Origin of the sequence: Hymenobacter arizonensis (assembly GCF_900115775.1) — a bacterium.
GTDB lineage: Bacteria > Bacteroidota > Bacteroidia > Cytophagales > Hymenobacteraceae > Hymenobacter > Hymenobacter arizonensis.
This window is the reverse complement of record NZ_FOXS01000001.1, coordinates 64,726-88,773: the sequence shown is the minus strand read 5'-3', so window position 1 is coordinate 88,773 and position 24,048 is coordinate 64,726. Positions and strand designations below refer to the sequence as shown.

Annotated in this window: 23 protein-coding genes; 8 read left to right on the top strand and 15 right to left on the bottom strand. The window is 61.8% G+C overall.

The window, feature by feature from the left end:
• Nucleotides 1-175: 175 nt before the first annotated feature.
• Together BMZ66_RS00385 and BMZ66_RS00380 are read right to left on the bottom strand one after the other, a co-directional pair.
• Nucleotides 176-1,321 carry a sensor histidine kinase gene (locus BMZ66_RS00385; protein WP_092668029.1) on the bottom strand — a complete coding sequence of 382 codons (1,146 nt, stop codon included), beginning with the start codon at nt 1,319-1,321 and terminating at the stop codon, nt 176-178.
• Nucleotides 1,322-1,453: 132 nt separating this feature from the next.
• Nucleotides 1,454-2,164 carry a hypothetical protein gene (locus tag BMZ66_RS00380; RefSeq protein WP_092668028.1) on the bottom strand — a complete coding sequence of 237 codons (711 nt, stop codon included), beginning with the start codon at nt 2,162-2,164 and terminating at the stop codon, nt 1,454-1,456.
• Between the two features lie 332 nt (nt 2,165-2,496).
• Here BMZ66_RS00380 and BMZ66_RS00375 point away from each other — a divergent pair, with 332 nt between their 5' ends.
• Nucleotides 2,497-3,180 carry an outer membrane protein gene (locus BMZ66_RS00375; RefSeq protein WP_092668027.1) on the top strand — a complete coding sequence of 228 codons (684 nt, stop codon included), beginning with the start codon at nt 2,497-2,499 and terminating at the stop codon, nt 3,178-3,180.
• A gap of 78 nt (nt 3,181-3,258) precedes the next feature.
• On the opposite strand, the gene BMZ66_RS00370 is transcribed toward BMZ66_RS00375, so the two are convergent.
• Nucleotides 3,259-5,508, bottom strand: coding sequence for a TonB-dependent receptor (locus tag BMZ66_RS00370; RefSeq protein ID WP_092668026.1), 2,250 nt, complete (start codon nt 5,506-5,508; stop codon nt 3,259-3,261).
• 328 nt (nt 5,509-5,836) lie between these two features.
• Between BMZ66_RS00370 and BMZ66_RS00365 the strand changes: the two genes are divergently transcribed.
• Entirely contained in the window at nt 5,837-7,144 is a 1,308-nt protein-coding gene (locus BMZ66_RS00365; protein ID WP_092668025.1) for a PAS domain-containing protein, read from the top strand.
• 52 nt (nt 7,145-7,196) lie between these two features.
• Nucleotides 7,197-7,559 carry a hypothetical protein gene (locus BMZ66_RS00360; protein WP_092668024.1) on the top strand — a complete coding sequence of 121 codons (363 nt, stop codon included), beginning with the start codon at nt 7,197-7,199 and terminating at the stop codon, nt 7,557-7,559.
• Nucleotides 7,560-7,692: 133 nt separating this feature from the next.
• Here BMZ66_RS00360 and BMZ66_RS00355 read toward each other — a convergent pair whose 3' ends face one another.
• Nucleotides 7,693-8,460: a TatD family hydrolase gene (locus BMZ66_RS00355; RefSeq protein ID WP_092668023.1), complete on the bottom strand. Its 768-nt coding sequence runs from the start codon at nt 8,458-8,460 to the stop codon at nt 7,693-7,695.
• Nucleotides 8,461-8,812: 352 nt separating this feature from the next.
• On the opposite strand from BMZ66_RS00355, the gene BMZ66_RS00350 reads away from it, so the two are divergent.
• The gene (locus BMZ66_RS00350; RefSeq protein ID WP_092668022.1) at nt 8,813-9,190 is read left to right on the top strand and encodes a BlaI/MecI/CopY family transcriptional regulator; all 378 of its coding nucleotides are present in this window, start codon (nt 8,813-8,815) and stop codon (nt 9,188-9,190) included.
• Nucleotides 9,191-9,277: 87 nt separating this feature from the next.
• Here BMZ66_RS00350 and BMZ66_RS00345 read toward each other — a convergent pair whose 3' ends face one another.
• From BMZ66_RS00345 to BMZ66_RS00325, 5 genes are all read right to left on the bottom strand, one after another.
• Nucleotides 9,278-10,396 carry a glycosyltransferase gene (locus BMZ66_RS00345; protein WP_092668021.1) on the bottom strand — a complete coding sequence of 373 codons (1,119 nt, stop codon included), beginning with the start codon at nt 10,394-10,396 and terminating at the stop codon, nt 9,278-9,280.
• A complete protein-coding gene (locus tag BMZ66_RS00340; RefSeq protein ID WP_092670143.1) occupies nt 10,393-11,073 on the bottom strand; it encodes a polysaccharide deacetylase family protein in 681 nt (226 codons plus the stop codon). The genes BMZ66_RS00345 and BMZ66_RS00340 overlap by 4 nt, the downstream gene beginning before the upstream one ends.
• Before the next feature lie 5 nt (nt 11,074-11,078).
• Nucleotides 11,079-11,615 carry a hypothetical protein gene (locus BMZ66_RS00335; protein WP_092668020.1) on the bottom strand — a complete coding sequence of 179 codons (537 nt, stop codon included), beginning with the start codon at nt 11,613-11,615 and terminating at the stop codon, nt 11,079-11,081.
• A gap of 93 nt (nt 11,616-11,708) precedes the next feature.
• Nucleotides 11,709-12,848, bottom strand: coding sequence for a glycosyltransferase family 4 protein (locus BMZ66_RS00330; RefSeq protein WP_177204531.1), 1,140 nt, complete (start codon nt 12,846-12,848; stop codon nt 11,709-11,711).
• Between the two features lie 245 nt (nt 12,849-13,093).
• Nucleotides 13,094-14,590 carry an oligosaccharide flippase family protein gene (locus BMZ66_RS00325; RefSeq protein ID WP_262507563.1) on the bottom strand — a complete coding sequence of 499 codons (1,497 nt, stop codon included), beginning with the start codon at nt 14,588-14,590 and terminating at the stop codon, nt 13,094-13,096.
• A gap of 120 nt (nt 14,591-14,710) precedes the next feature.
• On the opposite strand from BMZ66_RS00325, the gene BMZ66_RS00320 reads away from it, so the two are divergent.
• Both BMZ66_RS00320 and BMZ66_RS00315 read left to right on the top strand, forming a co-directional pair.
• Entirely contained in the window at nt 14,711-15,238 is a 528-nt protein-coding gene (locus BMZ66_RS00320) for a hypothetical protein (protein WP_092668017.1), read from the top strand.
• Nucleotides 15,235-16,716, top strand: a complete 1,482-nt coding sequence (locus BMZ66_RS00315) for an O-antigen ligase family protein (protein WP_092668016.1) — start codon at nt 15,235-15,237, stop codon at nt 16,714-16,716. The genes BMZ66_RS00320 and BMZ66_RS00315 overlap by 4 nt, the downstream gene beginning before the upstream one ends.
• On the opposite strand, the gene BMZ66_RS00310 is transcribed toward BMZ66_RS00315, so the two are convergent.
• The 3 genes from BMZ66_RS00310 to BMZ66_RS00300 all read right to left on the bottom strand — a co-directional run bounded on the left by BMZ66_RS00310 (nt 16,709) and on the right by BMZ66_RS00300 (nt 19,524).
• Nucleotides 16,709-17,977, bottom strand: coding sequence for a PP2C family protein-serine/threonine phosphatase (locus BMZ66_RS00310; RefSeq protein ID WP_234794926.1), 1,269 nt, complete (start codon nt 17,975-17,977; stop codon nt 16,709-16,711). The genes BMZ66_RS00315 and BMZ66_RS00310 overlap by 8 nt on opposite strands.
• A gap of 84 nt (nt 17,978-18,061) precedes the next feature.
• A complete protein-coding gene (locus tag BMZ66_RS00305; RefSeq protein ID WP_234794925.1) occupies nt 18,062-19,264 on the bottom strand; it encodes an ABC transporter permease in 1,203 nt (400 codons plus the stop codon).
• 2 nt (nt 19,265-19,266) lie between these two features.
• Nucleotides 19,267-19,524, bottom strand: coding sequence for a hypothetical protein (locus BMZ66_RS00300; protein ID WP_092668014.1), 258 nt, complete (start codon nt 19,522-19,524; stop codon nt 19,267-19,269).
• Nucleotides 19,525-19,815: 291 nt separating this feature from the next.
• On the opposite strand from BMZ66_RS00300, the gene BMZ66_RS00295 reads away from it, so the two are divergent.
• Nucleotides 19,816-20,484, top strand: a complete 669-nt coding sequence (locus BMZ66_RS00295) for a phosphodiester glycosidase family protein (RefSeq protein WP_234794924.1) — start codon at nt 19,816-19,818, stop codon at nt 20,482-20,484.
• Here BMZ66_RS00295 and BMZ66_RS00290 read toward each other — a convergent pair.
• From BMZ66_RS00290 to BMZ66_RS00280, 3 genes are all read right to left on the bottom strand, one after another.
• Nucleotides 20,465-20,932, bottom strand: coding sequence for a c-type cytochrome (locus tag BMZ66_RS00290; protein WP_092670139.1), 468 nt, complete (start codon nt 20,930-20,932; stop codon nt 20,465-20,467). The two genes, BMZ66_RS00295 and BMZ66_RS00290, sit on opposite strands and share 20 nt — an antisense overlap.
• Before the next feature lie 162 nt (nt 20,933-21,094).
• On the bottom strand, nt 21,095-22,129 hold the full coding sequence (locus tag BMZ66_RS00285) for a glycosyltransferase (protein ID WP_177204530.1): 1,035 nt from the start codon (nt 22,127-22,129) through the stop codon (nt 21,095-21,097).
• 131 nt (nt 22,130-22,260) lie between these two features.
• On the bottom strand, nt 22,261-23,220 hold the full coding sequence (locus BMZ66_RS00280) for a lysylphosphatidylglycerol synthase transmembrane domain-containing protein (RefSeq protein WP_177204529.1): 960 nt from the start codon (nt 23,218-23,220) through the stop codon (nt 22,261-22,263).
• A gap of 246 nt (nt 23,221-23,466) precedes the next feature.
• Here BMZ66_RS00280 and ruvC point away from each other — a divergent pair, with 246 nt between their 5' ends.
• Entirely contained in the window at nt 23,467-24,048 is a 582-nt protein-coding gene (gene ruvC / locus BMZ66_RS00275) for a crossover junction endodeoxyribonuclease RuvC (protein WP_092668010.1), read from the top strand.

The following is a 24,048-nucleotide window of genomic DNA, read 5'->3' as shown; positions in this document are numbered from 1 at the left end:
GGGGATGTAGCGCGGACTTGTAGTCCGCGATAATATTGACCAAACAGAGTGAAAATCGCGGACTACAAGTCCGCGCTACTGTCCGTCAGGCTCCCCTCTCCGCGGGAGAGGGGCGGGGGGTGAGGTTCCGCCGAGCGGGCCCTCGGCAGGACATTATTGAGTTAGCTATCAAATACTACAGCGTCAAAAGTGGCAAGGTCACTACAAATTCCCCGTTCTCTTCACCAATCTGCAGCGGCTTGCTAGAGAGGAAAGCGTAGCGCGCCGCCAGGTTCTTCAATCCCAGCCCCGACGACTCGCCCGGCGCGAGGCGGCGCGGGCGCCGGGTGTTGCGCACGGTGAGCGTGCCGGCCGCCGCGTCCAAGGTCACGCACAGGTGCAGCGGGTCGTTTTGGAAGGCGGTGTTGTGCTTCACCACGTTTTCGAGGAGCAGCTGCAGGGCCAGGGGCGGCACGAAATAGGGGGCGACATCGGCGGGAGCCACGTCCATTTCCACGGCCAGGGCATTGCCCAGGCGGGTTTTTTGCAGAAACAAATAGCTTTCGGCAAACTTCAGCTCGTCGGCCAGCGGCACCAGCTCCTGGCTTTCGCTGTCGAGCACGTAGCGGTATACCTGGCTGAGCTGACGGATGAAGCGCACGGCCCGCGGCGGGTCGTTTTCCTCGACCAGACTGGTGAGGGCGTTCAGGGAATTGAACAGAAAATGCGGGTCGACCTGCCGGCGCAGGGAGTCGAGGCGGGCCACGGCGGTTTCTTTTTCGAGGCGTTCGGCGCGCACGGCGGCTTCGCGCCACTGGTAGAAAAACGCCCGGCTGTGATTAAACAGCGAAATGATGACCGTGATGATGAGCGGCAGCATCAGCGGCCAGTACATCTCCTTGGAAAAAAGTCCGCTTACGGGCTTGTCGCGAATAACGAGCAGCACGGCATTCATCAACAAAATCACGAGCATGGAGCCGCCTAACGAGACGGCCAGCGTGAGCAGCAGGCGCCGGCCGGGTTGCACCGTCCAAGTGTAGCGGCGGTTCAGCCACTCCACCACGTAGCCGTTGGTCAGCCACAGGCCCATGCTGTACATGAGCGTATAGCCGTAGGTAATGGCAAAATTCGTCCAGCTGCTCAGGGCGTTGGGGTTTACCAGCACGCTGATAACCACCGAAAGCACCAGCATGATGCGCACGGCCTTCAATAGGCTATGCTGCTTGGAGCTGGGCTGAAATTCTCCCGTCAGGGGCTGATACTTCACCGCCGAGGGTGCCGCCGTTGGGGCAGCGGGCGGGGCAGCAGAAGGTTTGGGAGCAGCAGACACGGCGGGCGACATGGCGAAATGGGTGGGTTAAAGCTATGAAAAAAGGGAGGTGAAGCCATGGCTCCTTGATTGCGGCCGTAGCGCGACCGTGCCCGGCAGAGACATGAACGACAGCGTCTCTGCCGGGCACGGTCGTGCTACGTGCTAATTGGCAGCCGTGCCGTCGAGTTGCTTCAGGCGCCCCAGCAGCTGGCGCTCGCCCCAGTTGGGAGCCAGCGGGCCGCTGGGCTTGAAGGCCGCGTAGCGGACTTTGCCTTCTTCGTAGACGGGCTTGGCCACGTCGGCCCCGCCCCCAAACATCTTGGGCGTGTAGTAGAGGTTGTTGGCTTGCACCAGGTAGATGCGCGGGTTGGCGGGGTTCAGCTTTTTGGCTTCGTCCAGCGCTTCGGTCACCATGCGCGAGTACTTCATGGAGCGCATCATGGGCGAGATGCCCAGGCGGGCCTGGTAGAGGTAGGCCTGCAGCACCAGCAGCTCGGAAGCGTCGCCGCCCAGCTTGCGGGCGCGAGCCAGCGCGGCCTCGGCTTGGTCGAGGGTCTTGTCTTTGGCGTCGCCGTCTTCTTTGCTTTGGAAGCAGTTGATGAGCAGCGCGTAGGCCTGGTAGTAAGCGGGGTGCCAGTCGGCGGGGGCCACGGTGCTGGCGCGCTCAAACTTGCTGGCCAGCTGCTTGAGTTGGGCGGGGTCGCCGGTGCTGTGGAGCTCTGTGATGGTGGCGGCCATCATGTCGGTGTAGGCAGCGGGGGTGGCAGCGGCAGAGGTAGCAGCGGGGCGGGCAGCCGAGGCTACGGCAGTGGACTGGGCAGCGGCCGAAAACGAAGTGGCGGCCAGGGCGAGGAGGATGAGGTGCTTTTTCATAACGGTTGAGGAAAAAGAGGGTGAAAATGTGTGGTTGAAAGTGTGCGGCGGGGCAGCAGCGGCGCTTGCCGTGGTTGATGATTCAAAGGTGGGCGCCGCCTGAAGCGTCTGAAATTTTCTGTGACCGAAGCGTCGGATAAAGCGGATGAACCGACGTGGCGCGCCGACAACGTGACGGCGCTTTTTTGCTCGACTTGGTCCGACGGCAGCGTTGCAACTTTATTGGCGTTCTTGCTAGGCGCAGCGCACGCGAAACTTTATTTCTTTGCGTTGGTGCAACGCTTGGCTGTCTAGGAGCCTCCTCCTAGTATCCTCATTCCCTACTCTACCCGATGCCTTCTACCCGCTTGGTCGCCTTTCTCCTCGCTTTGCCCATGCTGAGCCGCGCACAAACTCCAGTTCTTGAGCCGGCGCCCACACCCAAATTCTACGTGGGCTTGGCCGCCTACAGCAGCTACTACCAAAATTTTGGTGGCAAGGCAGCCCGCAATAGCAGCGTCCGGCTACCCGTGCAACTCACGGCCGGCTACCAGCTGGGCCCACGCATTTCCTTGCAAGTGGGCGTTGCCCACAGTAGGGCCAACTATTCTTACGACAACGAGTTCATCTACTACCCCGAGCCCAACAATGCACCGCAATACTCCCGATTTCAAGGCAGTATCAGGTCGCAGGTTACCTCAGTATCGCTGCTGTCACGCTACACCCTTACCCGCAACTTGGCTCACCGCGTTCAATTCGATGCTCTGGCCGGCGCAGGCCTGGAGAATGGGAGCGGCAACAGCCGCAGTACCCGGTCCGACAGCATCGCAGGCGGCCTACAAATCACGAACTATTCCAGTCGTGGTAGCCGAAACTTATTCCTGCTAACGCTTGGGGCCGGCGTTCGCTATCGCCTGAACCCGCGCCTTGACTTGAACTTCGACATCACTACTAACCGCAGTGTAGGCGACCCATATTATAATGTTGGCTTCACCGGCAGCGCAGCGCTGGGCGTACGTTACCGGTTTGGGAAGTAGCCCATCGAAAGCATGCAACCCAAACGGCCGCTCCTAGCTGGGAGCGGCCGTTTGGGTTGATACATTAAGTAAGTTGTATTACTCCGGCGCCACATTCGTATCCGCTGGCCGGGCCTTATTAATGGAAATCATCAGCGCCACGAACACCATGCGCGGGGCCGAGGGCAGCACGGGCACGCGCTGGTAGCTGCCCTGGTCGGTGGGGGCGGCGCCGTAGCGGTAGCCGAACACGTTTTCGCGGCCCAGCAGGTTGGAGCACGACACGTGCACGATGGTGTAGTTCTTCCGGATGGTGGTCACGTAGCTCAGGTTCATGCTGAACTCTTGATAGCTGGGCGTGCGGAAAGCTTGAAAAGCGGGGTCGTAGGAGAGGCGCGGGCTACTGTAATTGAAAGTGGCGCCCACCAGCGTGTGCAGCTTATTGAACCAGTACTTGCCGACCACCGAAACGTTGTGGCGCGAGGCGAACGTGGGCATGGCCACGGCGGGGTCGGTGCGCTGCTGGCGCTTGGTGTCGAGCAGGCCGTAGCTCACCCAATAGTCAAGCTTAGGCACGGTTTTGCGGTCGCGGAAGAAGAAGTCGACGCCGCGAGCGTAGCCGCTGCCGGTGCTCTGGTACGTGGCCGGCCGGTAGGGCTGAGCGGCATCGAAGCGCAGCAGGTTGCGGTAGTCTTTGTAGTAGCCCTCCACGCGCAGGGTGCGGAGGCTGGTGAGGCGCTGGTAGGTGAGCAGGTAGTGGTCGGCGCGCTCGAAGCGCAGGGCGGAGCTGTACTGGCCGGAGAGCAGCAGGTCGTTGGCGGGGGTTTGGTAGAAATGGCCGAATGCCGCCGATACCTGGTTGTCTTCGTTGAGCTGGTAGGCCAGGGCCAGGCGCGGGGCGGCGTTCCAGCGGTTGAGCAGGGCTGAATACTCGGCCCGGGCCCCTACCCGGCCGGCCAGCTGACTGGTGAAGGCAATGTTGGCTTCGGCAAAGCCGGCGGCGCGCTGCTCGTCGAAGGCGCGTTGGGGCAAGTCGGTCTTTTGGCCTTCGCCGGTCATTTGCACTTGCTGGGCGAAGTGTTGGCCCAGGCCTTCGGCGCCGATTTTCAGGTTCCAATAAGTGCCCACCGAGTCGTTGGTGAGCACCACGCGGCCCACCACGGATTGCTCCAGTTCGTGCAACCGGTTGACGGTGGGCGCGCCGGCCTGAACGCCCAGGTTGAGGTGTTGCTCGTCGCGGGTGGCGGCCAGGCCGGTGTTCACGCTCCAGCCGCCGCGCAGGTGGCTGCGGAAGCTGGTGTTCAGGTAGGCGTTGGTATTCTGCAGGTCCACAGGCTGGCCGTTTTCCCAGCCCACGGTGGGTGTGCGCACGCCGGAATGCGACTTACTCACGACCCCGTAGGCCTTGAACATGCCGCCCTCCCCGGTGCGCTGCCGGTAAGCTACCGAGCTGCTCATCGTTTCGTGGGCCGTGAGCTGCAGCTGCGGAATCACGCCGAAGTAGGGCTGCATGTTCATGTAGTCGCCGGTCACGGCCACCGAGGCCCGCTCCCAGCGCTGGGTTTGTGAGAGGCCCACCTGGCCCAGCGAGAGCAGCGTGATGCCGGTTTGGGTTTCGGGGGCAAGGTCGTTCGAGTTCAGTATCACAGCCGCCGACAAGGCCTGCCCGTATTCGGCCGAGTAGCCGCCGGTGCTGAAAACAGTGCCTTTGAACAAGGTAGGCGAGAACCGGCCCCGGGCCGGCGAGCCGCTCACGTTGGCCGTGTACGCGCTTTGCAGCGCCAGGCCGTCCATAAACTGCTTGGTTTCGCCGGCCGCACCGCCGCGCACAAACAGCTTGCCTTCTTCGCCGTTGCGGCTGGTGCCGGGCAGGGTGTTGAGGGCGCCGGCCACGTCGGCCAGGGCGCCGGCCGTGGTAAGCACATCGCGCGAGTTGAGCACGCTGCTGCGCTTTTCGTCGCTGGCCTCGAAGGCGCCGGCCGTCACCACCACATCGCCGAGGGCAGCGCGCGAAGCTTTTAGCCTGATGTTGGGCAGCGAAATAGGGCCCTGGCCAAGCGTAAGGGGCAGCTCTTGAGGCTCGTGGCCGATGTAGGCCACCACCAGGCTCGTGCTGCCCATGAGGCGGGTATCGAAGCTGAACCCACCCAGCGAATCGGTGCTGACGCCATCGAAAGAGCCTTTTAGGAACACGTTGACGCCGGGCAGCGGCTGGCCGGCAGTGTCGCGCACGCGGCCGGAAATGGCGGTACCCGCCGCGCTGTGGGCCGGAGCCGGGGCGGTGCTTTGGGCAGTGGCGGGACGGGCGAAGCTCAGCAGCAACAGGGGCAGGGGTAGCAGCGTTTTCATGGGGACCAGCGGTTAAGTACTGAGTCAAAGGTGTTGGCCGGAGCTACCCTCCCTCAACTTGTTGTTGCCGAAGCGTCGAAAGGCGCGGACGAAGCGTCGGCGCCACCGGACGAGCATTTTTAAGCATTGGCGGGGTGTTTTCGGGAGCTCGTCCGCCTTTCTGGCTATTCAAGTGGCCGTTCGCGAAAGTCCGTCCGTATTTCCGCCCATCGGCAGGCCAGATAGCTACCCGCACCTAGTAGCTTTGCCCCCCGGTTTTTTGAACTCGCCCGCGCCCGGCCCTTTTCCCAAACGGCCTGCTGCGGCTCACTTGTCGCTCCTTCCCGCCATGTCCGCCCTCGATTCTGCTGTCGATTACCACCGGTTGTTCCGCTCCTTGCCCAACAACCTGCTGCTCATGGCGCCGGATGCCACCATCCTGGACAATACCGACAGCCACGCGGCGGCTTCGCTCAAGCCGCGGGAAGACGTCGTCGGCCGCACTCTGTTCGAGGCCTACCCGTCCGTCGACCAGAACCAGGGCAACATCATCGCGGAGTCGCACGAACATGTGCGGCAGCACCTGGAGCCGCACACCATGCCCATCATCCGCTACGACCTGGCCCGGCCCGCTGAGCAGGGCGGCGGCTTCGAGGAAATGTATTGGCAGGCCACGCACTACCCCCTGCTCGACGAGCAGGGCCGGCTGCAGTACATTTTGCAGCGCACCCAAAACGTGACCGAGCAGTACCGCGCCGCCCAGGAAGCCGCCCGCGCCCAGCAGGCCCTGGCCGAAGCGCAGGACCGCACGCGCTTCGTGCTCGACAACCTGCCCGTGCTCATCTGGACGGCCACGCCCGATGGGCAGCGCGACTACTTCAACCCGCGCTGGCTGGCGTTCACCGGCCGTAGCATGTCCCAGGAAACCGGCTATCAGTGGACCGACAACATTCACCCCGACGACCTGAACCGGGTGCTGCGCGCCTGGCAGCACTCGGTGGATACCGGCGATACGTACCAAGTGGAATACCGCCTGCGCCGCCACGACGGCCAGTACCGCTGGATTCTGGCGCGCGCCACGCCCCGCCACGACGAGGCCGGCACCATCAACCTGTGGGTGGGCGGCGCCACCGAAATTCACGAGCAGCGCCAGATGGTGCAGGAACTGCTCGAAGCCAACGAGCAACACCACCTGCTGGCCGAGCAGGCCTACGAGCAGTACAAGAAAGCGGAAAACCAGCGCGAGACCTTCCACAACCTGTTCATGCAGGCGCCGGCCATGATTTGCATCTTGCGCGGCCCGGAGCACCTGTTCGAATTTGTGAACCCAGTGTACCAGCAGCTTTTCCCCGACCGCCAAATCCAGGGCCTCACCGTAGCCGAGGCACTGCCCGAACTCAAGGAGCAAGGCATCATCGACCTGCTCGACAAGGTGTACCAAACCGGCGAAACCTTCCATGGCAAGGAGATGCATCTGAAGCTGGGGCGCGACGACAGCGGGCAGCTGCACGACGCCTATTTCAACTTCATCTACCAACAGTTCCGCGAGCAGGACCAGCCGGCCGGCATCATGGCATTTGCCTTTGAAGTAACCGAGCTGGTGCTGGCCCGGCTGGCCCTGGAGCAGCAGCGCACCCTCCCCGGCACCAACGCCTAGCCTCTGCTCCCCTCCTGTTTTTCCCGCACACCACCCGCTCACCCTACCCCGCATGGCCCTCACTTCTTTCGCCTTTCAGCAAGCCCGCGTGAAGCTGGTGCTGTTTAAGTCGCGGCTGCGCTCGGTGCTCTACGGGGTGCGGGAAGCCGAGCCGGAGCTGTTTTCTATTCGCGACAATCCCCTCGGCCAGTGGATACAAGCCACCCTGAAGCCCGCGCTTCGCGCTTCTACCGACGTGCGCGACCTTGAGCACCTGGTTCAGCAGATGCTGCAAACCGGCCAGGACCTGGCCACCCGTTACAGCCGCGGCCAAATCGAAGAATCGCGCGCCGACCTTGAACTGGTAAACGCCTTCGCTACCCAGATTGAAGTCGTGCTCACCCGGCTGGAAGCAGGCGTAAAACTGGCCGCGTAACGCCTTTACAGCCAAGGTACCGTTGGGGCGTAGCGCGACCGTAGCGCGGACTCTGTAGTCCGCGTCCCCGCGCCACTTGCGAATCGTTGGGGCGGTGCGGGGACGCGGACTACAGAGTCCGCGCGACGGTTGCCTACAGGTTAAACAGCGCTGCTGCGTTACGCGTCGTAGCCTCAGCTACCTCCTCCACGTCTTTGCCCAGCAGCTCGGCCACACGGCGCAGTACCAGCGGCAAGTAAGCCGGCTCGTTGCGCTTGCCGCGGTGCGGCACCGGCGCCAGGTACGGGCAGTCGGTTTCCAGCAGCAAATGCTCCAGGCCTATGCCAGGCAGCACCTTATCGGCGCCGCCGTTTTTGAACGTGGCCACGCCCCCAATCCCCAACATAAAGCCCAGCTTGATGGCGCGCTCGGCCTCCTCGGGCGTGCCCGAAAAGCAATGAAAAACCCCGCGCAGGGTGCCATCCTGGGCGGCCTCCACCAGGTCGGCGGTTTCGGTAAAGGCGTCGCGGGTGTGCAGCACAATGGGCAACTGGTGCTGCTTGGCCATCTGCAACTGAATGCGCAACGCCTCCTGCTGCTGGGGCAGCAGAGTTTTGTCCCAGTACAAATCGAGGCCGGCCTCGCCTACCGCTGCGAAGGGCCGGCGACCCAGCCAGGTTTCTACCTCATACAAATCCTGCTCGAAGCTGCGCGTGACCGAGCACGGATGCAGGCCCATCATGGCAAAGCAAGTTTCCGGGGCCTGGGCCTCCAGCTCCAGCATGGCGTCGATGCTGCTGTGGTCCACGTTCGGCATCACGATGGTGCGCACGCCGGCATCCTGGGCACGGCGCAGGGCGTCGAGCCGGTCGGGCTTAAACTGTTCAGAGTAGAGGTGGGCGTGGGAATCGGTGATGTGCATGGTGCGGCAAAGGTCGGATTGGAAGCGGGCCGAACACGAATTTTTTCAGAATTTAAGTACTGTGGTGGCAGTAGTCAGGCAGTAAACAAGCCGTTAATCAACCTTTGAAAAGACCGTCATGCCGAGCGCCGCCGAGGCATCTCGCGTGCAGGAGTAATCATAATCGTTGAACGATGCGAGCGAGATGCCTCGGCTGCGCTTGGCATGACGGTCTTTGCGCTTGGCATGACGGTCTTATTGTTGAGAAATAATTCCATTTATTAAAATGCTGAATCTGAACAAAAACTGGTTTTTACGTTTCATAACTGAAAAATAAGTTTCAAACCTGATTCATCAGTTATACATACAACACATGGAAGATTTAACCAAAACCGAGGAGCGCATCATGCAGACCTTGTGGAAGCTAAAGAAAGCTTTCGTGAAGGACATTATCGACCAACTGCCCGACGAGCCTAAGCCGCCCTACAACACCGTGTCGTCGGTGGTGCGCATTCTGGAGCGCAAGGGCTACGTGGGCTTCAAAGCATACGGCAAGACCTACGAGTACTTCCCCCTCATCAGCAAAACCGAGTACCGGGCGGCCATCCTCAAGCGCATGCTCACCCAGTACTTCGACAATTCGCCCACTGCGCTAGTCTCTTTTATGGTGGAGGAAATCCTGAGCCAGCGCGAGAAGCAGCAGCTGCTCGACATGCTCAACGACTCGGATAACCCCACTCGAAGCCTGTAACGCGACCGTGCCCGGCAGGGACTTTGTAGTTTGCGTCCCCGCGCCGTTCGGGTGTCGTTCAGGCACGGTCGCGCTACGTCGACTCGCTCAATCATAACGCCTGCCCTTCCAGACCACGTTGGTATTCAGCATGCGGTAGCCGACCAACCCAAAGGTCAGCGCGATAGTATATAGCTCAAACAAGGGCAGCAGGTGCCACGCCAGCCGCAGCCCGGCCCGACGGTGCGCGAAATGCGCCAAGCTGCCCTGCACCAGCACCTTCAGGCCCCATATTCCCAGTGCCCAGCCTGGCCCGGCTAGCACCGCCACGCCCGCCAGCGCCGGCCAGAACCCACTAAAAAACAGCAGCTCCAGACGCAGGCGCAAGGGCAGCGCCTCCACGCCTTTTAGCCAGCGGCGGCGCTGCTTCATGAGGGCCGTCCAGGTGAAAATGGGTAATGAGTCGGCTCGGGTTTCGGGCGCGTACACGTTACGAAAGCCGTAGCCGTGCTCCAGCGTGGCTTTAAAGAGCGCAAAGTCTTCGGTGACGGAGAAGGGCAGTGCTTCGTATCCGCCCGTGGCCTCGTAGGCAGCACGGGTCACGAGCATGTTGTTGCCCATAGCGGTGACGGGCCGGCCCAGGTCGCTCACTACCTGCACCATGCTCAGCGACAGCAGCCAATCGATGCCCTGCAGCCGATGAAACAGTCGTGGCCCGCGCACTGCCGTGATGCCCGTGACCGTGCCCACGCCCGGCCCAGTGTGTGCCAGCAAGCCAGATATCCAGGTCGGCGGCACGCTGATATCAGCGTCGGTAACGAAGAAATATTCCGTCGTAGCCAACTTAGCCAAATGGGCCAGCACGTTGGCTTTGCCCCGGGCCTCGCCCAACGTTGCGGTAATCGTTACGACCCGAAACTGCCCTTTGTAGCCTTGCATGGCGGCGGCGGCCACCGCGGCCGTGCCATCGGAGCTGGCATCGTCGCCCAGCAGCACCTCAATCAGCTCGGGGGGGTAGTGCAGCGCCCGCAGGCTGGCCAGGCAGCGTGGCAGGGCGGCAGCCTCGTCGCGGGCCGCAATGAGCACACTCACGCGGGGCAACGGCGCCGGTAGCGCGCCCGCAGGCTTGGCGCCGCGGCGGGTGGCAAAGCACCAGGTCGCGTACGCCATGCCCAGCAGCCAAACGGCCAGAAAGCTTAGCGAAAGAAGTAGCACTAGTTCGCTCACAGCGCGTGAAACTGAAAGCCTTGCGCAGCCAGGTGCACCAGCAACCGCGGCAGCACAAACCGCAGCCGGGCGCTGGCCTTGCGGCTATCGTGAAATACCACAATATCGCCGGCTCGCACCGCGGCCAAGGCGAAGCGCAGGCAGTTTTCCGGGCTGAGGTCCGGGTCGTAGTCCCGGGTCAGGACCGACCACATGGCCACTCGGTACTCGGGGCGCAGGGCCTGCAGCAAGGGCCAGGTGAGCCGGCCATGGGGCGGCCGGAAAAGCATAGCGGGGGCGCCAGTACCCTGACTTTCAACCAGCCCTACGGCTGATAGCGCTAACTGGCAATCAACGATACCCTGCACGTAGTCGGAGCGGGTGGTGGCCCAGGCGCTGCGGTGCTGGTGGGTGTGGTTGCCGAGGCGGTGGCCGGCCGCCAAGGTTGCGCGTGCTATGTCGGGGTAGCGTTTCAGGTTCTCGCCCACGCAAAAAAACGTGGCCTGCGCATCGAACGCGGCCAGCTGCTCCAGCACCCAGGGCGTTTCTTCGGGAATGGGGCCGTCGTCGAAGGTGAGGTATACTACCGGGGCTCCGGTGGGCGTGGTACGCGGGCCGGTCCACTCGCAGCCGGGCAGCAGGGCGTGCAGCAGCCGGGGCGGGCGCGTGAGCAAGGCCGCATCGAGCCGGGCACGCATCGGCATCAGGAGCGCACCACGCGCATGTAGGGCACTCCCTTGTCGGGCAGGGGCCCCAGCACCAAGGCTAGGGTTTCGAGGAAAGCCAGGTGGGTTTCGGGCTGGCCGCCGGCGGGGCCGCGGCCCAGGTGCCGGTGCAACTCGCCCGACCACTCCCCTATCATGGTGGGGGTGCCGGCCGCGCTGCTCAGGCCCAAGGCCGCCTCTAGCGTGAAGTAACGGGGGCGCACTTCTTCGGTCTCGGGGTCGTCGTCGCCCTCGTACACCAGGGCGGAGTAGTACGCTTCCATGGTGGACTGGGGCGGTGGCAGGTGAAACAGCGCCGTGGCCCGGCCGGCTACCTCGTGCCAGGTCGTGCGCAGGCCTTTGGCCACTACTTTTTCGGCCGGGGCCAGGCCTTCGGCCGCTTTTTCCCACACGTACAGCAGCAGCTCGCGGGCCAGGTACGGGTCGCTCAGCTCGCGCCGCACCGAGCTGGGGCGGCGCCAGGCCAGCTGTGGCAGCAGCACATGCGTAAAATTATAGGGGTGCGAACGGGCCATAGATACCGGCAAAAGTAAGGCTTCGCGCAGTGGGGATGAAAGAATATCAGAAACTGACAACTAAGTAATTCCCTCAGCTCATTGCGTGCTTCTCTATTTACGCGCCGCCACAATGGCCTCCCAAAGCACTTCTGCACTTGCGGCCCACGAAAAGCGGCTTAGGTTCTGGTGGCCCTGGGCCACTAGCTGCTGGCGCAAATCGGCCTGGGACCATAGCCGGGTGAGCCCGCTGGCAATGTCCTCCGTGCTGTTGGGGTCGACCAACACCGCGCCGCCCGCCCCCGCCACTTCGGGCATAGAGCTGAGGTTAGAAGTAAGCACCGGGCAGCCGCTGGCCTGCGCCTCCACGATGGGAATGCCGAAACCCTCAAAATAAGGCACATACACCGCGGCCAAGGCCGCCGCATACAGGGCAGCCAATTCAGGGTCTGCCACGCGGCCCGTGAAATGCACCGCTGCCTGGTGGCGCATCTGCTGGTAGGCCGTGAGAATGGGCCCCGCTTTCCAGGCCTTGCGCCCCACAATGAGCAGCTGCGCGTGGGCCACGGCTGCCCCACCCGCCGTTTTAAATAAATCAAACGCGCGCAGCAAGTTGCCCAGATTTTTGCGCGGCTGCAGGGCGCCCACAAACAGGAAGTAAGGCTGCCCGTGGCTGAAGCGCTGGCGCGTTTCGCGTTGGGCTTCCTCTGGCTGGGGCCGAAAGCAAGCAGCCGGTGCGTTGTAAGCCACACTGATTTTATCAGGCGAAATGCCATACGTGTGCACGATATCGGCCTTGGTGGCCTCCGACACGGCCACCACCTGCTCGGAAGCGCGGGCAAAGCGGGGCATAAACCAGTGGTAATACTTGCGCTTCAGCAAGCCCACATCGAGCGGGAAATGCTCGAAGGCTAAGTCGTGCATCACCGTGACGCGGGGCACGCGGGTGTTGAGCGTAGTGTATCCGTCGGGGCTGAGAAAGGCCGCTGGCTGGTGCTGGGCCAGCCACCGCGCCACCGCGCCCTCGAACCACGCCACGAACAGGAACGGGTGGCGCGCCGGCGGAAACAGCACGTGCGGCACCACGTTGGGGCCCAGCACATACCGCGTATCGTAGGGCCGGTCGAACAGAAAATGAAAGGTCACTTCCGGGTGCTGGGCCACCAGATGGCACAGCGTTTCGTAGCTAAAGCGGCCAATGCCTTCGAGGTTGTCGCCCGGAAGCAGAAAACGAGTGTTGACGGCGATGTGCACGAAGGATGGAATGGAAAGCGGGAGATGAAACAACGAAAAAACTCCCCTCCTTGGATAAGGAGGGAATGTTCGAGCCAAGGGCTCGGACGGGGGTGGTTAGCTTCGCTGAACTTCGTTTGGACTCGTTGAACGATGGTCGAAGGTCTCGTGGTAGAATCGTTCGGGTGTCGTTCAACGAGTCTAACCACCCCCATTTTCGCTGCGCGAAAATATCCCCTCCTTAGCTAAGGAGGGGAGTTGAACGTTCAACCTTTGCGCGTTAAGCTCGCAATTTCACTGCGCCTAACTAGACCTGTTCCCAAGATAATCAGGCCGAAAATAACCCCCATTGCCCCGGCTTCGAGCCACCAGCTCAGCGTTTTATTCAAGCCGTACTGCAGCATGTACCAGGTGCCGCACAGCAGACCAAATGCCAGCAGCAGCTTGGCCAGCAGTCGAAACGGCACGCCCACGCCCGTGCGCCGCGCCACCAGCACCAAATAACCCACCGACACTGCCACGGCGCACAGCAACGTGTCGAGCGAAGCCGCTACGGCGCCGTAGCGAGGCAAGAGAAACAGGTTCAGGCCCACGTTGAGGGCGATGCTGCCGGCCACCAGCCAGCTCACGGCCCGCTCGTGCGTAGTACTGGTGAGCAGCGTGCTATAGATGGCGAAGAAAGCGTGCACCAACACGTTAAGGAACAATACCTTCAGGCAAAGCGTCATGCGGGCAATTTCCTCGGGGCTGCTGTTGCTGAACTGCCAAAACAAGACCTCGCCCCGAAACAGCACGAAGGCTACCACAAACAACAGCGGCAACGTGAGCACCCGCTGCCCAAACCACAGTAGCTGCCGCTGGGCCGCCGCGTCGCGCGAGACGCTGGCAAACTTGGCAAAAAACAGCGGCAGCACCGTCCAAGTGTACATCATCACGGCATCGACCCAGCGGTAGGCCCCAGCATAGTAGCCAGCTTCAGTGGGTGAAGCCAGCCGTTCGAGCATTACCACATCGATGCGCTCGTTTATGCCGTAGAGCATCGTCATCATGGCAAAGGGCAGGCTAGCGCGCAAGGCTTTGCGGGCCACCCGACCTTGCCAACGGTACTTTACATGGCCAAACAGCCGCGTCATCAGCCCGTAGAGTACCGCCGCGGTAAAGGCTGCGGCAGCCAGCCGTACGCCCACGTAGCGCGGCAGCGTGAGGCCGATGGGGACAAGAGCCAACACCATGCCCAGCATCAACAACTTCTCCACCACCGAGAGCACCGCATCGGCATTAAACTTCTGATGGGCTTGGAGGGTACCGCGCAAAAATTGCGCGTACTGCGTGAGCAGCAGCGCAATGCCAATGCCCCCGAGCAGTAGCAGCTCGGTTCCCCGGTAACCCAGCATCCACCCCACGCCCACCAGCGCGGCCAGCGCCACGGCGTTGATGGCACCGCGCAGAGGCAGTAGCGTGGGGAAAGTTTCGGCCATGAACGAAGGCTCGGCAGCCACGCGCTGCACTGAGTAGGGCGTGAGGCCCAGGTCGGAGAGCGCGGCTACTACTATAGTGAGCGCCGAAAGGGCCGTAATGAGGCCAAAGGACGCGTGTCCCAGCCGGTCCTGCACTAGGTTTTCGACCACTACCCAGCCAGGTTTCACCAGCAGATTGAGCAGGACAACGAAGCTGATATTGCCGAAAAACCGTTTGATGCCGAAGAGGTCGCTAAATTCTGAATAAACAACTGCGCCTGGCGCAGGGACCGCAAAGCTACGCACCGCGCCCGGGCAGCCGCGCCATCGGCCGCGTGGGGCCAATTCCGGGCTATCTTTGCCCGCCACCTTTCCGCTTCCTGCCCAAGCATATTTGATGGCGGAACTGGTGGCTTTCCTCTCTTTATGTCTGCACCTTCTTTCTCGCTGGTGGGCCTGGGGCCCATTCTCAACTGCTGGAAATACTTCGTGGCCGGGGCCGGGGCGCTAATTGCGGTGGTGAGCATTGCGGTGGTGCAGCACTGGCCCGATGTGTACCGCTCTGCTGCTGTCTTTATTTTCCTTCTCACCAACCGCCAGCCTGCTGACTCCGACCGGCTGCTGGAAACACAGGTGAAATCGTGCGGCAAGCTGGACGTGGACAGTCGGGCCGAAGACCTGGACCGCGTCATCACCAGGCTCACTACTCGCAACACCGAGCTACAGCAGCGCCTCGTTGCGGCCCGTTCTGCTTTCGAGAATGCTGAGCTTGGCATTAAAAGCTGCATCAGCAGCATCTACTTGCTGCAAAAGGCCCAGCCAGCCACCCAAAAGTTTAAGCCTGCGCGCACGCTCATGGAACTGGGCTCGATTCTGTTGGCGCTGTCAGCAATTTTTGCGGCGCTGCCGGAGCTCTACCGCTACAACCGGCCCAGCGCCGCCCAATTGGCGTGAACCCGTCCGTGAACGAGCTGCTGCACCGCCTTCGCCGCTCTTTCGACGGCGCCAAGCTGCTTTTTACGGGTTTTGTGCTGGTGTTGCTGGCGAGCGGCGTCGCGGCGGCCCAGCAGCAGCAGCCCGTACTGCTTTTGCCGGGCTTACTGGCCGTGGGTGCGCTGGTCGCGCTGGTGGAGTGGCGCTGGCTGTACTACCTATTGTTTTTGCTGCTGCCCTTCACTCAAGAAATTGGGCTGGTGGGCAACATGCGAATAGACCTTCCCTCCGAGCCACTCATGCTTGCCCTCACTGCTTGCGTGGGGATGGCGCTGCTGCTGCGCAACGGCCAACTTCCGTTGCGCGAGTGGACCCACCCCCTGGTTGTTATTCCGGGCCTGATGTTTTTGTGGACCGCTGTGGGCATCACATGCTCCGTCGACAAGGTTAAGTCCTTTAAATACTTACTTGCCAAAACGTGGTACATCATGCCATTCTTAATTGGCACGCTGCTCGTTATTCGGCGGCCTTCGGAAACTTGGCGTTTTGTGGCAGTCTACGTGGCCGGGGCGTGCCTGAGTGTGTTTTATGTGGCCGTGCGCCACGCTGCCAACGACTTCAGCTTTCAGACTGTCAACGGGGCCGTGCACCCGTTTTTCCGGAACCATGTCATTTACTCGACCATGCTGGCGCTGCTGGTGCCGTTTGGGTGGCTGGGCATGCAGGCGGCCCGCAAAGGCAGCGCCCGCCTGGCCTGGCAATTAGGGCTGGGCGTCTTGCTGTTTGGCCTGCTCACCTCCTACACGCGGGCATCCCTTCTGTCGCTGCCGATTGCCGGCTTGTTTTACCTGATTATTCGCCTACGGCTCACGCGCACGGTGCTGGCCACGGCCACCGTCACCCTTGCCCTGGCGGTAAGCTACATAGCAAGCGGCGACAACTACAAGGCGTTTGCCCCCAACTACGAGCGCATCACTTTCAACGGAGACAACTTCGGCAAGCACCTCACCGCCACCTACAATCTTCAGGATGTATCGGGCATGGAACGGATTTACCGCTGGGTGGCTGCCGCCCGCATGGTGGCCGAAAAACCTCTGATGGGCAGCGGGGCGGCCACCTTTTACCCTGAATACAAGCGGTACACGCTTAAAAGCTTCCGAACTTTCTTGAGCGATAACCCCGAAAAGTCAACCGCTCACAACTACTTCCTGCTGCAGCTGGCGGAGCAGGGCGTTCCCGGGTTTCTGTTGTTTGTGAGCCTTGTCTTTACGGCCTTGCTGCGGGCTGAAAGCCTTTACCACCGCGCGCGGCAGCAGCCCGAGGTGCGGCGCGTGGTGCTGGCGGCGGCGCTGTCCTTTGTCATCATCGTTTTCCACCTCACGCTGAACGAGTTAGTGGAAGTAGACAGAATCGGGTCAATATTTTTCCTGTGCCTGGCCTTGCTAGTTCGCGCCGAGTCGTGGTTGGCGGTGAGCGAAGCCGCTGCCAATCCTACTTAAACCGGCAGCTCAGGATGGTCACATCATCGGCAAACTGCGAGTCTTGTGAGCTGAATTCATCAATGGTTCGGAGCAACTCCTGGTGTAGCTGCGCCAGGGGCAGGTAGCGGTTGCGCTGCAGCACGGTGAGCACCCCTTCTTCGCCAAACTCGTTATTCTCTTGGTCAAACACCTCGGTGAGACCATCGGTGTAAAGCAGCAGCAGGGAATGCTGCGGAATCTCGACCTCGCCCACCCGCAGCATGGGCAGGTCCTCCATAATGCCGAGCATGACGGTGCCGTGCTTTAGCAGCTGCACCGCGGTGTCGTCGGTGATGAGCATCGGGTCATTGTGACCGGCATTCACGTACTGCAGGCGGCGGCTGCGGCGGTCGTAGATGCCCAGGAAAGCCGTGATAAACTTCTCACCACCGGAGTTGCGAAACAGCAAGTGGTTGAGCTCGGGCACGATGGTGGCCAGCTCCACGCCCTGGCGCAGCAGCGTGCGCAGCCCGGCCTGGAAGTTCGACATCAGCAGCGAGGCCGGCACGCCCTTGCCGCTCACATCGGCCACGCACAGCAGCAAGCGGTGCTCGTCAATTTCTACCACGTCGTAGTAGTCGCCCCCAATTTCGGTGTGGGGCACGTAGCTGCGCTCGATGCACAGGTGGCTGTCGTTGGGCAGGGTGCGGGGGAAAAGCATGGCCTGCACCTCCTGCGCAATTTCAATTTCCTTGCGCACGGCGGCATCGGCCACGCGCTGGGCCTGTAGGCGGCGGTTTTCCACGGCGCCGATAAGCGTGTTGGCCAGCGACCCCAGAAACGGGATGAGTTGCTGCCGGTCGAAGTCGCTGCGCAGCCCGCCCACAAACACGTAGGCCGCCACCTGCTTCTGGCGCAGAATGGGAATCACCAACTCGTATTTATCCCAATCCGGGCCCAAGGCCAGGTCTTCCACGGCTTGGGGCTGCGTTACTCCGCCTTGGGTGAGATGCTCGGACAGGGTGAATTTTTCGGCTTCGGCCAGGTCGCAGCCCAAGGAAACGCGCACCCGGAAGCCATCTTCTTCCAGCGCAAATAAAAGGAGCTGCACCACGTTGCGCTGGCCCTGCAGGGTGAGGCGCAGCATGTGGTAAAGCTCGTCGACGGTGTGGTCGCGGGCCGTCATGTCGTGGGCCACGCCGAGCACCGTATCCAGTTCGAACTGCTTGAGCAGCAGCTGTCGCCTGAGCTGCTTGATTTGCTCATTGTGCGCTGCTTGGCTGGCCGCAGAGTCAGCCAAAGGCTCAACAGAAGAAATAGGAGTAGCTAGGGACATGAAGCAAGGTAATCACCGTGCCCGAAACGCAAGCACATTAATGCAAATTTAACCAGCCACGGGCGTTTTGGGGTCGTAGGCGTCGCGCAGACCGTTACCGAGGAGGTTAAAGCTGAGCACCAGCAACGAAATAGCTGCCCCCGGCAGCAGCGTGAGCCAGAGCCCGGCCTCGGTGCCCAACAGGTCGTAGCCTTCCTTCACCATGAGGCCCCAGCTGGGCGCGGGCGGCTGCACACCCAAGCCCAAGAAGCTCAGGCCGGCTTCGAGCAGAATGGCCGCCGCAAAATTGCTGGTGGCCAGCACAATGAGCGGCCCGCGCATGTTGGGCAGCAGGTGTTGGGCAATGAGGCGCCAAGTGGGCAAGCCCAGCACGCGCCCCGCCTCCACAAACGTGGCCGAGCGCAGGCTGAGCATCTGGCCGCGCACCACGCGGGCCACGTCGACCCACATGGTGAGGCCCACCGCCACAAAGCTGACCCACACGCCTTTGCTATCGAGCGCCAGCGAAATAGCAATGACCAGCATGATGCCCGGAATGCTCCACACCACGGTCATAACGCCGAGCAAAACCGAATCGACCCAGCCGCCAAAGTAGCCGGCCACGGCGCCCACGGCCATGCCCAGTACCAGCGAAATGAGCACCGCCACCAGCCCGATGCCCAGCGAAATGCGCGTACCCAGCAGCAGGCGGCTCAGCTCGTCGCGCCCAGCTTTGTCGGTGCCCAGCCAGTAGGTGCGGGTGGTGAGGTGGTTTTCTTGAACTTCTTTTTGTAGTTCGGTCCGCGGCCCGGGGCGGCCCACCACGTCGACCAGAGCCAGGCGCCGGAGGCGGCCAGCTTCTGCCGAATGCTCGCCCAGGGGCTTTAGGATAATGGAATCGCCCGCGAATTCGTAGCCGCCGATGGGGGTTTCCTGCACGTCGGGCTCGCGGCCATGTAGCCAGGTGGCGAAGACGTTGTCGGCCGCCTGGTTGTCGCGGGCCGAATCGGGCAGGGGCTGGCGCAACAGCTGCACGCGCAGGCCGGGCCGCTCTTTCTGAATCTGCACGAAGCCGTGGTTGGCGTTGGGCGAATTGTCGGGCAGCACCCAGTAACCCAGCAGCGCCACCAGCGTGCACAAGGCAATAAACGCCAACCCGACCACGGCCGGTCGGTTTTGCCACAGGCGCTGGCGCACGTAATAGCCCGGTGGCCGGGCCACCGCACTTGCGCTGGGCTGGGTAGGCGCGGCCTTGGAAACTGCCGTTGCCACGTTTAGCGGGTGTTGTGCTTCAGCAGGCCTTCTTTCGAGGCCAGGTAAGAGGCATCGCGGGCAATGGCGCCGAACGAAGTCGTCTCGTAGGCCAGTTCAGTATCGGGGTCGGGCCAGAAGCTCCGGATGAGGCCCTGCTCCAGCAAGTTACGCAGCTGGGTTTCCAGGTCGGCTGCGGGCAGGCCGGTTTTTTCCAGCAGCGAGCGGAATGGGGTAACGAAGTACAGCTCGTCGAGCAGGTCGAATTCGGGGTCAGTCACGGGGTTGTGGGCGCAAAGAGGTAGTTGGGCAAATGTAAGCCTACATGCGGGCTTGTATACCTCATTAGCAAAAGCGTTACTTTCACCCGGCCCGGCAAGTCTACTTATAGAAGGCAATTCTTCTGGGATTTGCTTGGACAATCACTAAGCAATGTGAGGCTGAAATAGCTAATGCCGCGAGCCTACTAAATGCCGCGAGCCTACTATTCAAACCTGACTCCAGTATGACCAAGCTTAAAGTTTTACTACTCGGCGTAATTACGAGTCTAATGCTTGCTACCCTGTATACGTTTGCGGGAAGCCAGCCCGGCTGCATCAGACTTTATTAGCTACAAAGTCGACTTACAGCAAGCGGAGCTAAAGTTGTACTGGAAAGACGAACACAACCAGCGCTTCAAAAGCTTGCAAAACCTAAAGGAGCAGCTGGAAACGCAGGGCCAAAAATTAGTTTTTGCTATGAATGGCGGGATGTTTAAAGCCGATTACTCACCCCAGGGCTTGTTCATTCAACGGGGAATAAAAATTACCTCCTTGGATACCGCTGCTGGTGACGGCAATTTTTACCTGCGACCCAATGGGGTCTTTTATACCACTATTAATAAGAAAGCATATGTCTGCCGGACCCAAGATTTTGTGGGCGCCAAAGACGTTGCTTATGCGACGCAATCGGGTCCGCTGTTGGTCATTGATGGAAAAATTCACCCGGCTTTCAAGCAAGGCTCCACGAATTTGCACATCCGCAACGGTGTAGGAATATTACCCGATAATCGGATAATTCTTGCTATGTCAAAATCCAAAATCAGTCTCTTTGATTTCGCTACCTACTTTAAACAAGCTGGTTGCAAGAATGCATTATATCTCGACGGGTTTGTTTCCCGCACCTACCTGCCATCCGAGGGGTGGTTACAGACCGACGGGGATTTCGGCGTTATAATCGGAATCACAACTGCGAAGCCATAGCTTTCCCTTGATTTTCCTGGGAGGTCAGCCAAGCCAAGATGGCCTTAACCTCAGAGTCCGAAAGGCCAAAGGACGGCATTTGCTGCTTGTTGTACTTGTTGTAGATGGCCACAGCGTATTCATCCCCGCTAGCCACTACTTTGCTGGAGTTCTTAATCCAGGGAATCAGCCAGGAAACTGGGCGACGCTTGGTGATGCCAGCCAGAGCAGGGCCTACCACCACCTCATTCACGGCGTGGCACTGTGCGCAGTTGCTAGCATAAAGCGCGCTGCCCGCAGCAACTGCCGCTGCCTCGGCCTCCGAAAGCGCCGGACGAGGCAAGCCAGCATCTACCAGCGCCATAGTGGTGTCTTGCGGCTGTGGCTTGCCCGCTTCTATCCGTGCTGCCTCAACATCGGCAGCGGAGAAGCCCACCAAACCGGCGGCGCTTAACAATGTGAATCCCATGAGTACGACTACCAATGCCATACCAACCGTGAGTGCGAAACCGACCGAATTGAAGCGCATGAGTTCCTGAGTGTAGTGGAATATATATGCGGCAAATTTACCTTCCAAGCCTCTGGGACGCTTTTTTTTAACGAAAAAGAAGGCGTGCTTCTGCGCCAGGGCCTACCGCACCGCCCGTCCCTTCCACTGGTAGCCGCCGCGCCAGCCCGCGGCCCCCACGGCCAGCGCATACGGCGCATATAGCACCTGCAGCGGCAGTAGGCCCCACAGCCACTTCCGCTGGTCAAAAAAACCCAGCACCGGGCTCAAAAACCAGGCATCGGCCCCCAGCTTGATGAGCCACGCTGCGCCCACCCACGGCCAGAGCGCCGGCCACGCCAGCGCCACTCCTACCCCAACGGCCAGCGCCACGTTGGCGCCCAGCACCAGCAGGGCCAGGCGACTGGGGGCGGCGCTTTGGTAGTGCCGCCACTTGCTGGCCCAGCGCACTCGCTGCCGCAGCAGGGCGCGCAGGGTGCTGGGCGCGGCCGTGCGGGCAATGGCCGCGACATCGGCCAGAAAATGCACCGAGCCGGGAAAAGCCGCGTGTATTTTGTGCAGCAGAAACTCATCGTCGCCGCTGGCTACGTGCAGGTTATCGGCAAAGCCGCCCACCGCCTCGAAGGCCGTGCGCCGGTAGGCCAGGTTGGCGCCGTTGCACATGGTGGGCTGCTGGCGGGCAATGCAGGCGCCGCCCACCCCCACCAGGCCCGCAAACTCCAGCCCTACAAGCAAGTGCAGGAAGCTGGCCGGACCCGTGAGCAGTACCGGGCCACTAATGAAGTTGGCCCGCGGCTGCCGGGCCACGAGCGTCGCATAGGCCGCCAGCCAGTTGGGGCCAAGGCGGCAGTCGGCGTCGGTGCACACCAGCCATGGGGCTCGGGCTTGGTGCAGGGCGGCGAGCAGGGCGGCTTTCTTGCCGGTTTGGGCGGCAGGCAGCGAGACGAGGCGCAACATAAAACCAGCTTCCTGAGCAGCGGCGGTCACCAGAGCCGCTGTGGCGTCGTTGGAGTGGTCATCGGCAATGAGTATTTCGAACTGGACCGTGGGCAAGGTTTGGGCGGCCAGGTCCTGGAGAAGAAAGGGTAGGTTGGCTGCTTCGTTGCGGGCAGCAATGAGAATGGAAAACAGCGGTAGCGCAGCTGGCTGTTCAGCCACTGGTTCGGCACGTTGCTTTGGTAGCACCTGAGCTTCTCGGGCTTCGTTTTTCGTCCAGCCGCCCCGCAGCCACGCCATCAGCCCGGCGTACAATACCGGCAACGCCAACAGGGCAACTCCTACCGCCGCCGTCATCGTCCGGTGCGCTTCTCGCGCAGCACCCGTAGCCCCGGCACCAGCAGCAGCCCGGCAGCGCTGGGCAGCGCAATATTAATAACCCACAAACTCAGGCTGGCGCTGAGTACCGGCAGCGCCGGCTGGCCCAGCAGCCCAAACAAGTGCGTGGCTGAGAGCTCCCGCACGCCCACGTCGGCCAGGGCATTGAGCGAGGGCACCAGCGACTTCATCAGGAAAGTGCCCGCCACGGCCGCCAGCCCGGCCCCCACGGGCGCAGCCACCCCGTAGGCCGCCAACAGCAGCATAAACTGCGCACAAAACACGGCGTAGCGCAGGCCCGAGATGGCCAGCACCGCATGGAGCGCCCGCGCCGGATAAGTGGGCATGATGGCCAGAGCCGGCCGAAACCGCCGCAGGGGCCGCCACAGCCCCAGCGCCGCCAGCAGCAGCCGCGACCGATACAGGGGCACCAACACCGCTGCCCCAATCAGCAGCGCGGATACCCCCACGCCCACCCCGGCTGCCGGATAGCCCCGCAAATAAAACCGGAGCACAAAGTAGAGCAGCCCCGCCACGCCGGCCAGCACCGTGGCCACCAGTTGGCAGTAGCGCCCTAGAAACACCGCGCCCAGCGCACTCACGCGCCGGCTTTTCAGCTCGATGATGCGGCCGGCGTAGTCGCCCACGCGGTTGGGCGTGGCAAAGCCCAGGGTGAGGCCCACCAGCACGGCCCGGAGGCTGCGCCCATAGGTAACTGGCTCGAGGTGCCGGGCCAGGCGGTACCACTTCCACGCCTCCAGGCCCCAGTTGACGGGCACCAGGGCCAGGGCCAGCAGCACGGGCGTGCGGCCCGCCCCGCCCAGCGTGGTGGCCAGCAGCGCACGCCAGGCCGCGGCCGTGTCCGGCGCCGCAAAAATGGAGTTGTAGAGCAGACCCAGGGTAAGCAGCGTAACCCCTACTTTTCCCCAGAACACCAGGCGCGCCCCTTTCGGAGAAGCAGCGGGACCTTTTCCGGGTTGCTTTGGCCTTGTAGATGGTAAATGCGTTGGCGAAGCGCCGCCTGTAGCTGCCGAGGCCTTGCCCCCTTCGTAGCTTTGCAAAGGAAGCCTACTTCCTGCTGTATTTGCCTCGCTTCCTGCTTCCCAGTTTCCTCCCTCGTTTTGGCTGCTCCCCTTCGCCCCCGCCCCGCTCCTGCTATCGAGCTGCTGCCCAAGATTATCATGGGCGTCGACCCGGGCACTCAGATTATGGGCTACGCCCTGATTGAGGTGCGCGGCCAACGCGTCGACGTGCTGTGTTACGACGTTATCAATATGAAGGCGCTGGGGTCGAATCACGCCGTAAAGCTAAAGCGGATTTTTGACCGCATGCTTGAGCTCATCGACGAGTACCTGCCCGACGAGCTGGCCATTGAAGCCCCCTTTTTTGGGGTCAACGTGCAGAGTATGCTTAAGTTAGGCCGGGCCCAGGGGGTGGCCATTGCGGCTGCCCTCAGCCGTCAGATTCCCTATGTGGAATATGCCCCTACCAAGGTAAAACAGGCCGTAACGGGCTCGGGTGCAGCCACCAAGGAGCAAGTGGCCCACATGCTGCGCCAAACCCTGACCCTGCCACCCATTGCCGAGGCCAGCAAGTTTCTCGACGCCACCGATGCCCTGTCGGTAGCCCTCTGCCACCATTATCAGAAAGGCAACAATGTGCAGGCCGGCAGCAAAAGCTGGGGCAAATTCTTGGCCGACAACCCCGGCCGGCTCAATGCCACCACCACTACCAAAAAAGCCGCGACCAAAAAATCGGCATAA

Excerpts from the sequence above, each read along its gene's own strand:
- BMZ66_RS00375 (WP_092668027.1), top strand. The coding sequence starts at position 2,497 with ATGCCTTCTACCCGCTTGGTCGCCTTTCTCCTCGCTTTGCCCATGCTG.
- BMZ66_RS00290 (WP_092670139.1), bottom strand. The coding sequence starts at position 20,932 with ATGGGATTCACATTGTTAAGCGCCGCCGGTTTGGTGGGCTTCTCCGCT.
- BMZ66_RS00370 (WP_092668026.1), bottom strand. The coding sequence starts at position 5,508 with ATGAAAACGCTGCTACCCCTGCCCCTGTTGCTGCTGAGCTTCGCCCGT.
- BMZ66_RS00355 (WP_092668023.1), bottom strand. The coding sequence starts at position 8,460 with ATGCACATCACCGATTCCCACGCCCACCTCTACTCTGAACAGTTTAAG.
- BMZ66_RS00320 (WP_092668017.1), top strand. The coding sequence starts at position 14,711 with ATGTCTGCACCTTCTTTCTCGCTGGTGGGCCTGGGGCCCATTCTCAAC.
- BMZ66_RS00385 (WP_092668029.1), bottom strand. The coding sequence starts at position 1,321 with ATGTCGCCCGCCGTGTCTGCTGCTCCCAAACCTTCTGCTGCCCCGCCC.
- ruvC (WP_092668010.1), top strand. The coding sequence starts at position 23,467 with ATGGGCGTCGACCCGGGCACTCAGATTATGGGCTACGCCCTGATTGAG.
- BMZ66_RS00365 (WP_092668025.1), top strand. The coding sequence starts at position 5,837 with ATGTCCGCCCTCGATTCTGCTGTCGATTACCACCGGTTGTTCCGCTCC.
- BMZ66_RS00380 (WP_092668028.1), bottom strand. The coding sequence starts at position 2,164 with ATGAAAAAGCACCTCATCCTCCTCGCCCTGGCCGCCACTTCGTTTTCG.
- BMZ66_RS00335 (WP_092668020.1), bottom strand. The coding sequence starts at position 11,615 with ATGGCCCGTTCGCACCCCTATAATTTTACGCATGTGCTGCTGCCACAG.
- BMZ66_RS00340 (WP_092670143.1), bottom strand. The coding sequence starts at position 11,073 with ATGCGTGCCCGGCTCGATGCGGCCTTGCTCACGCGCCCGCCCCGGCTG.
- BMZ66_RS00360 (WP_092668024.1), top strand. The coding sequence starts at position 7,197 with ATGGCCCTCACTTCTTTCGCCTTTCAGCAAGCCCGCGTGAAGCTGGTG.
- BMZ66_RS00350 (WP_092668022.1), top strand. The coding sequence starts at position 8,813 with ATGGAAGATTTAACCAAAACCGAGGAGCGCATCATGCAGACCTTGTGG.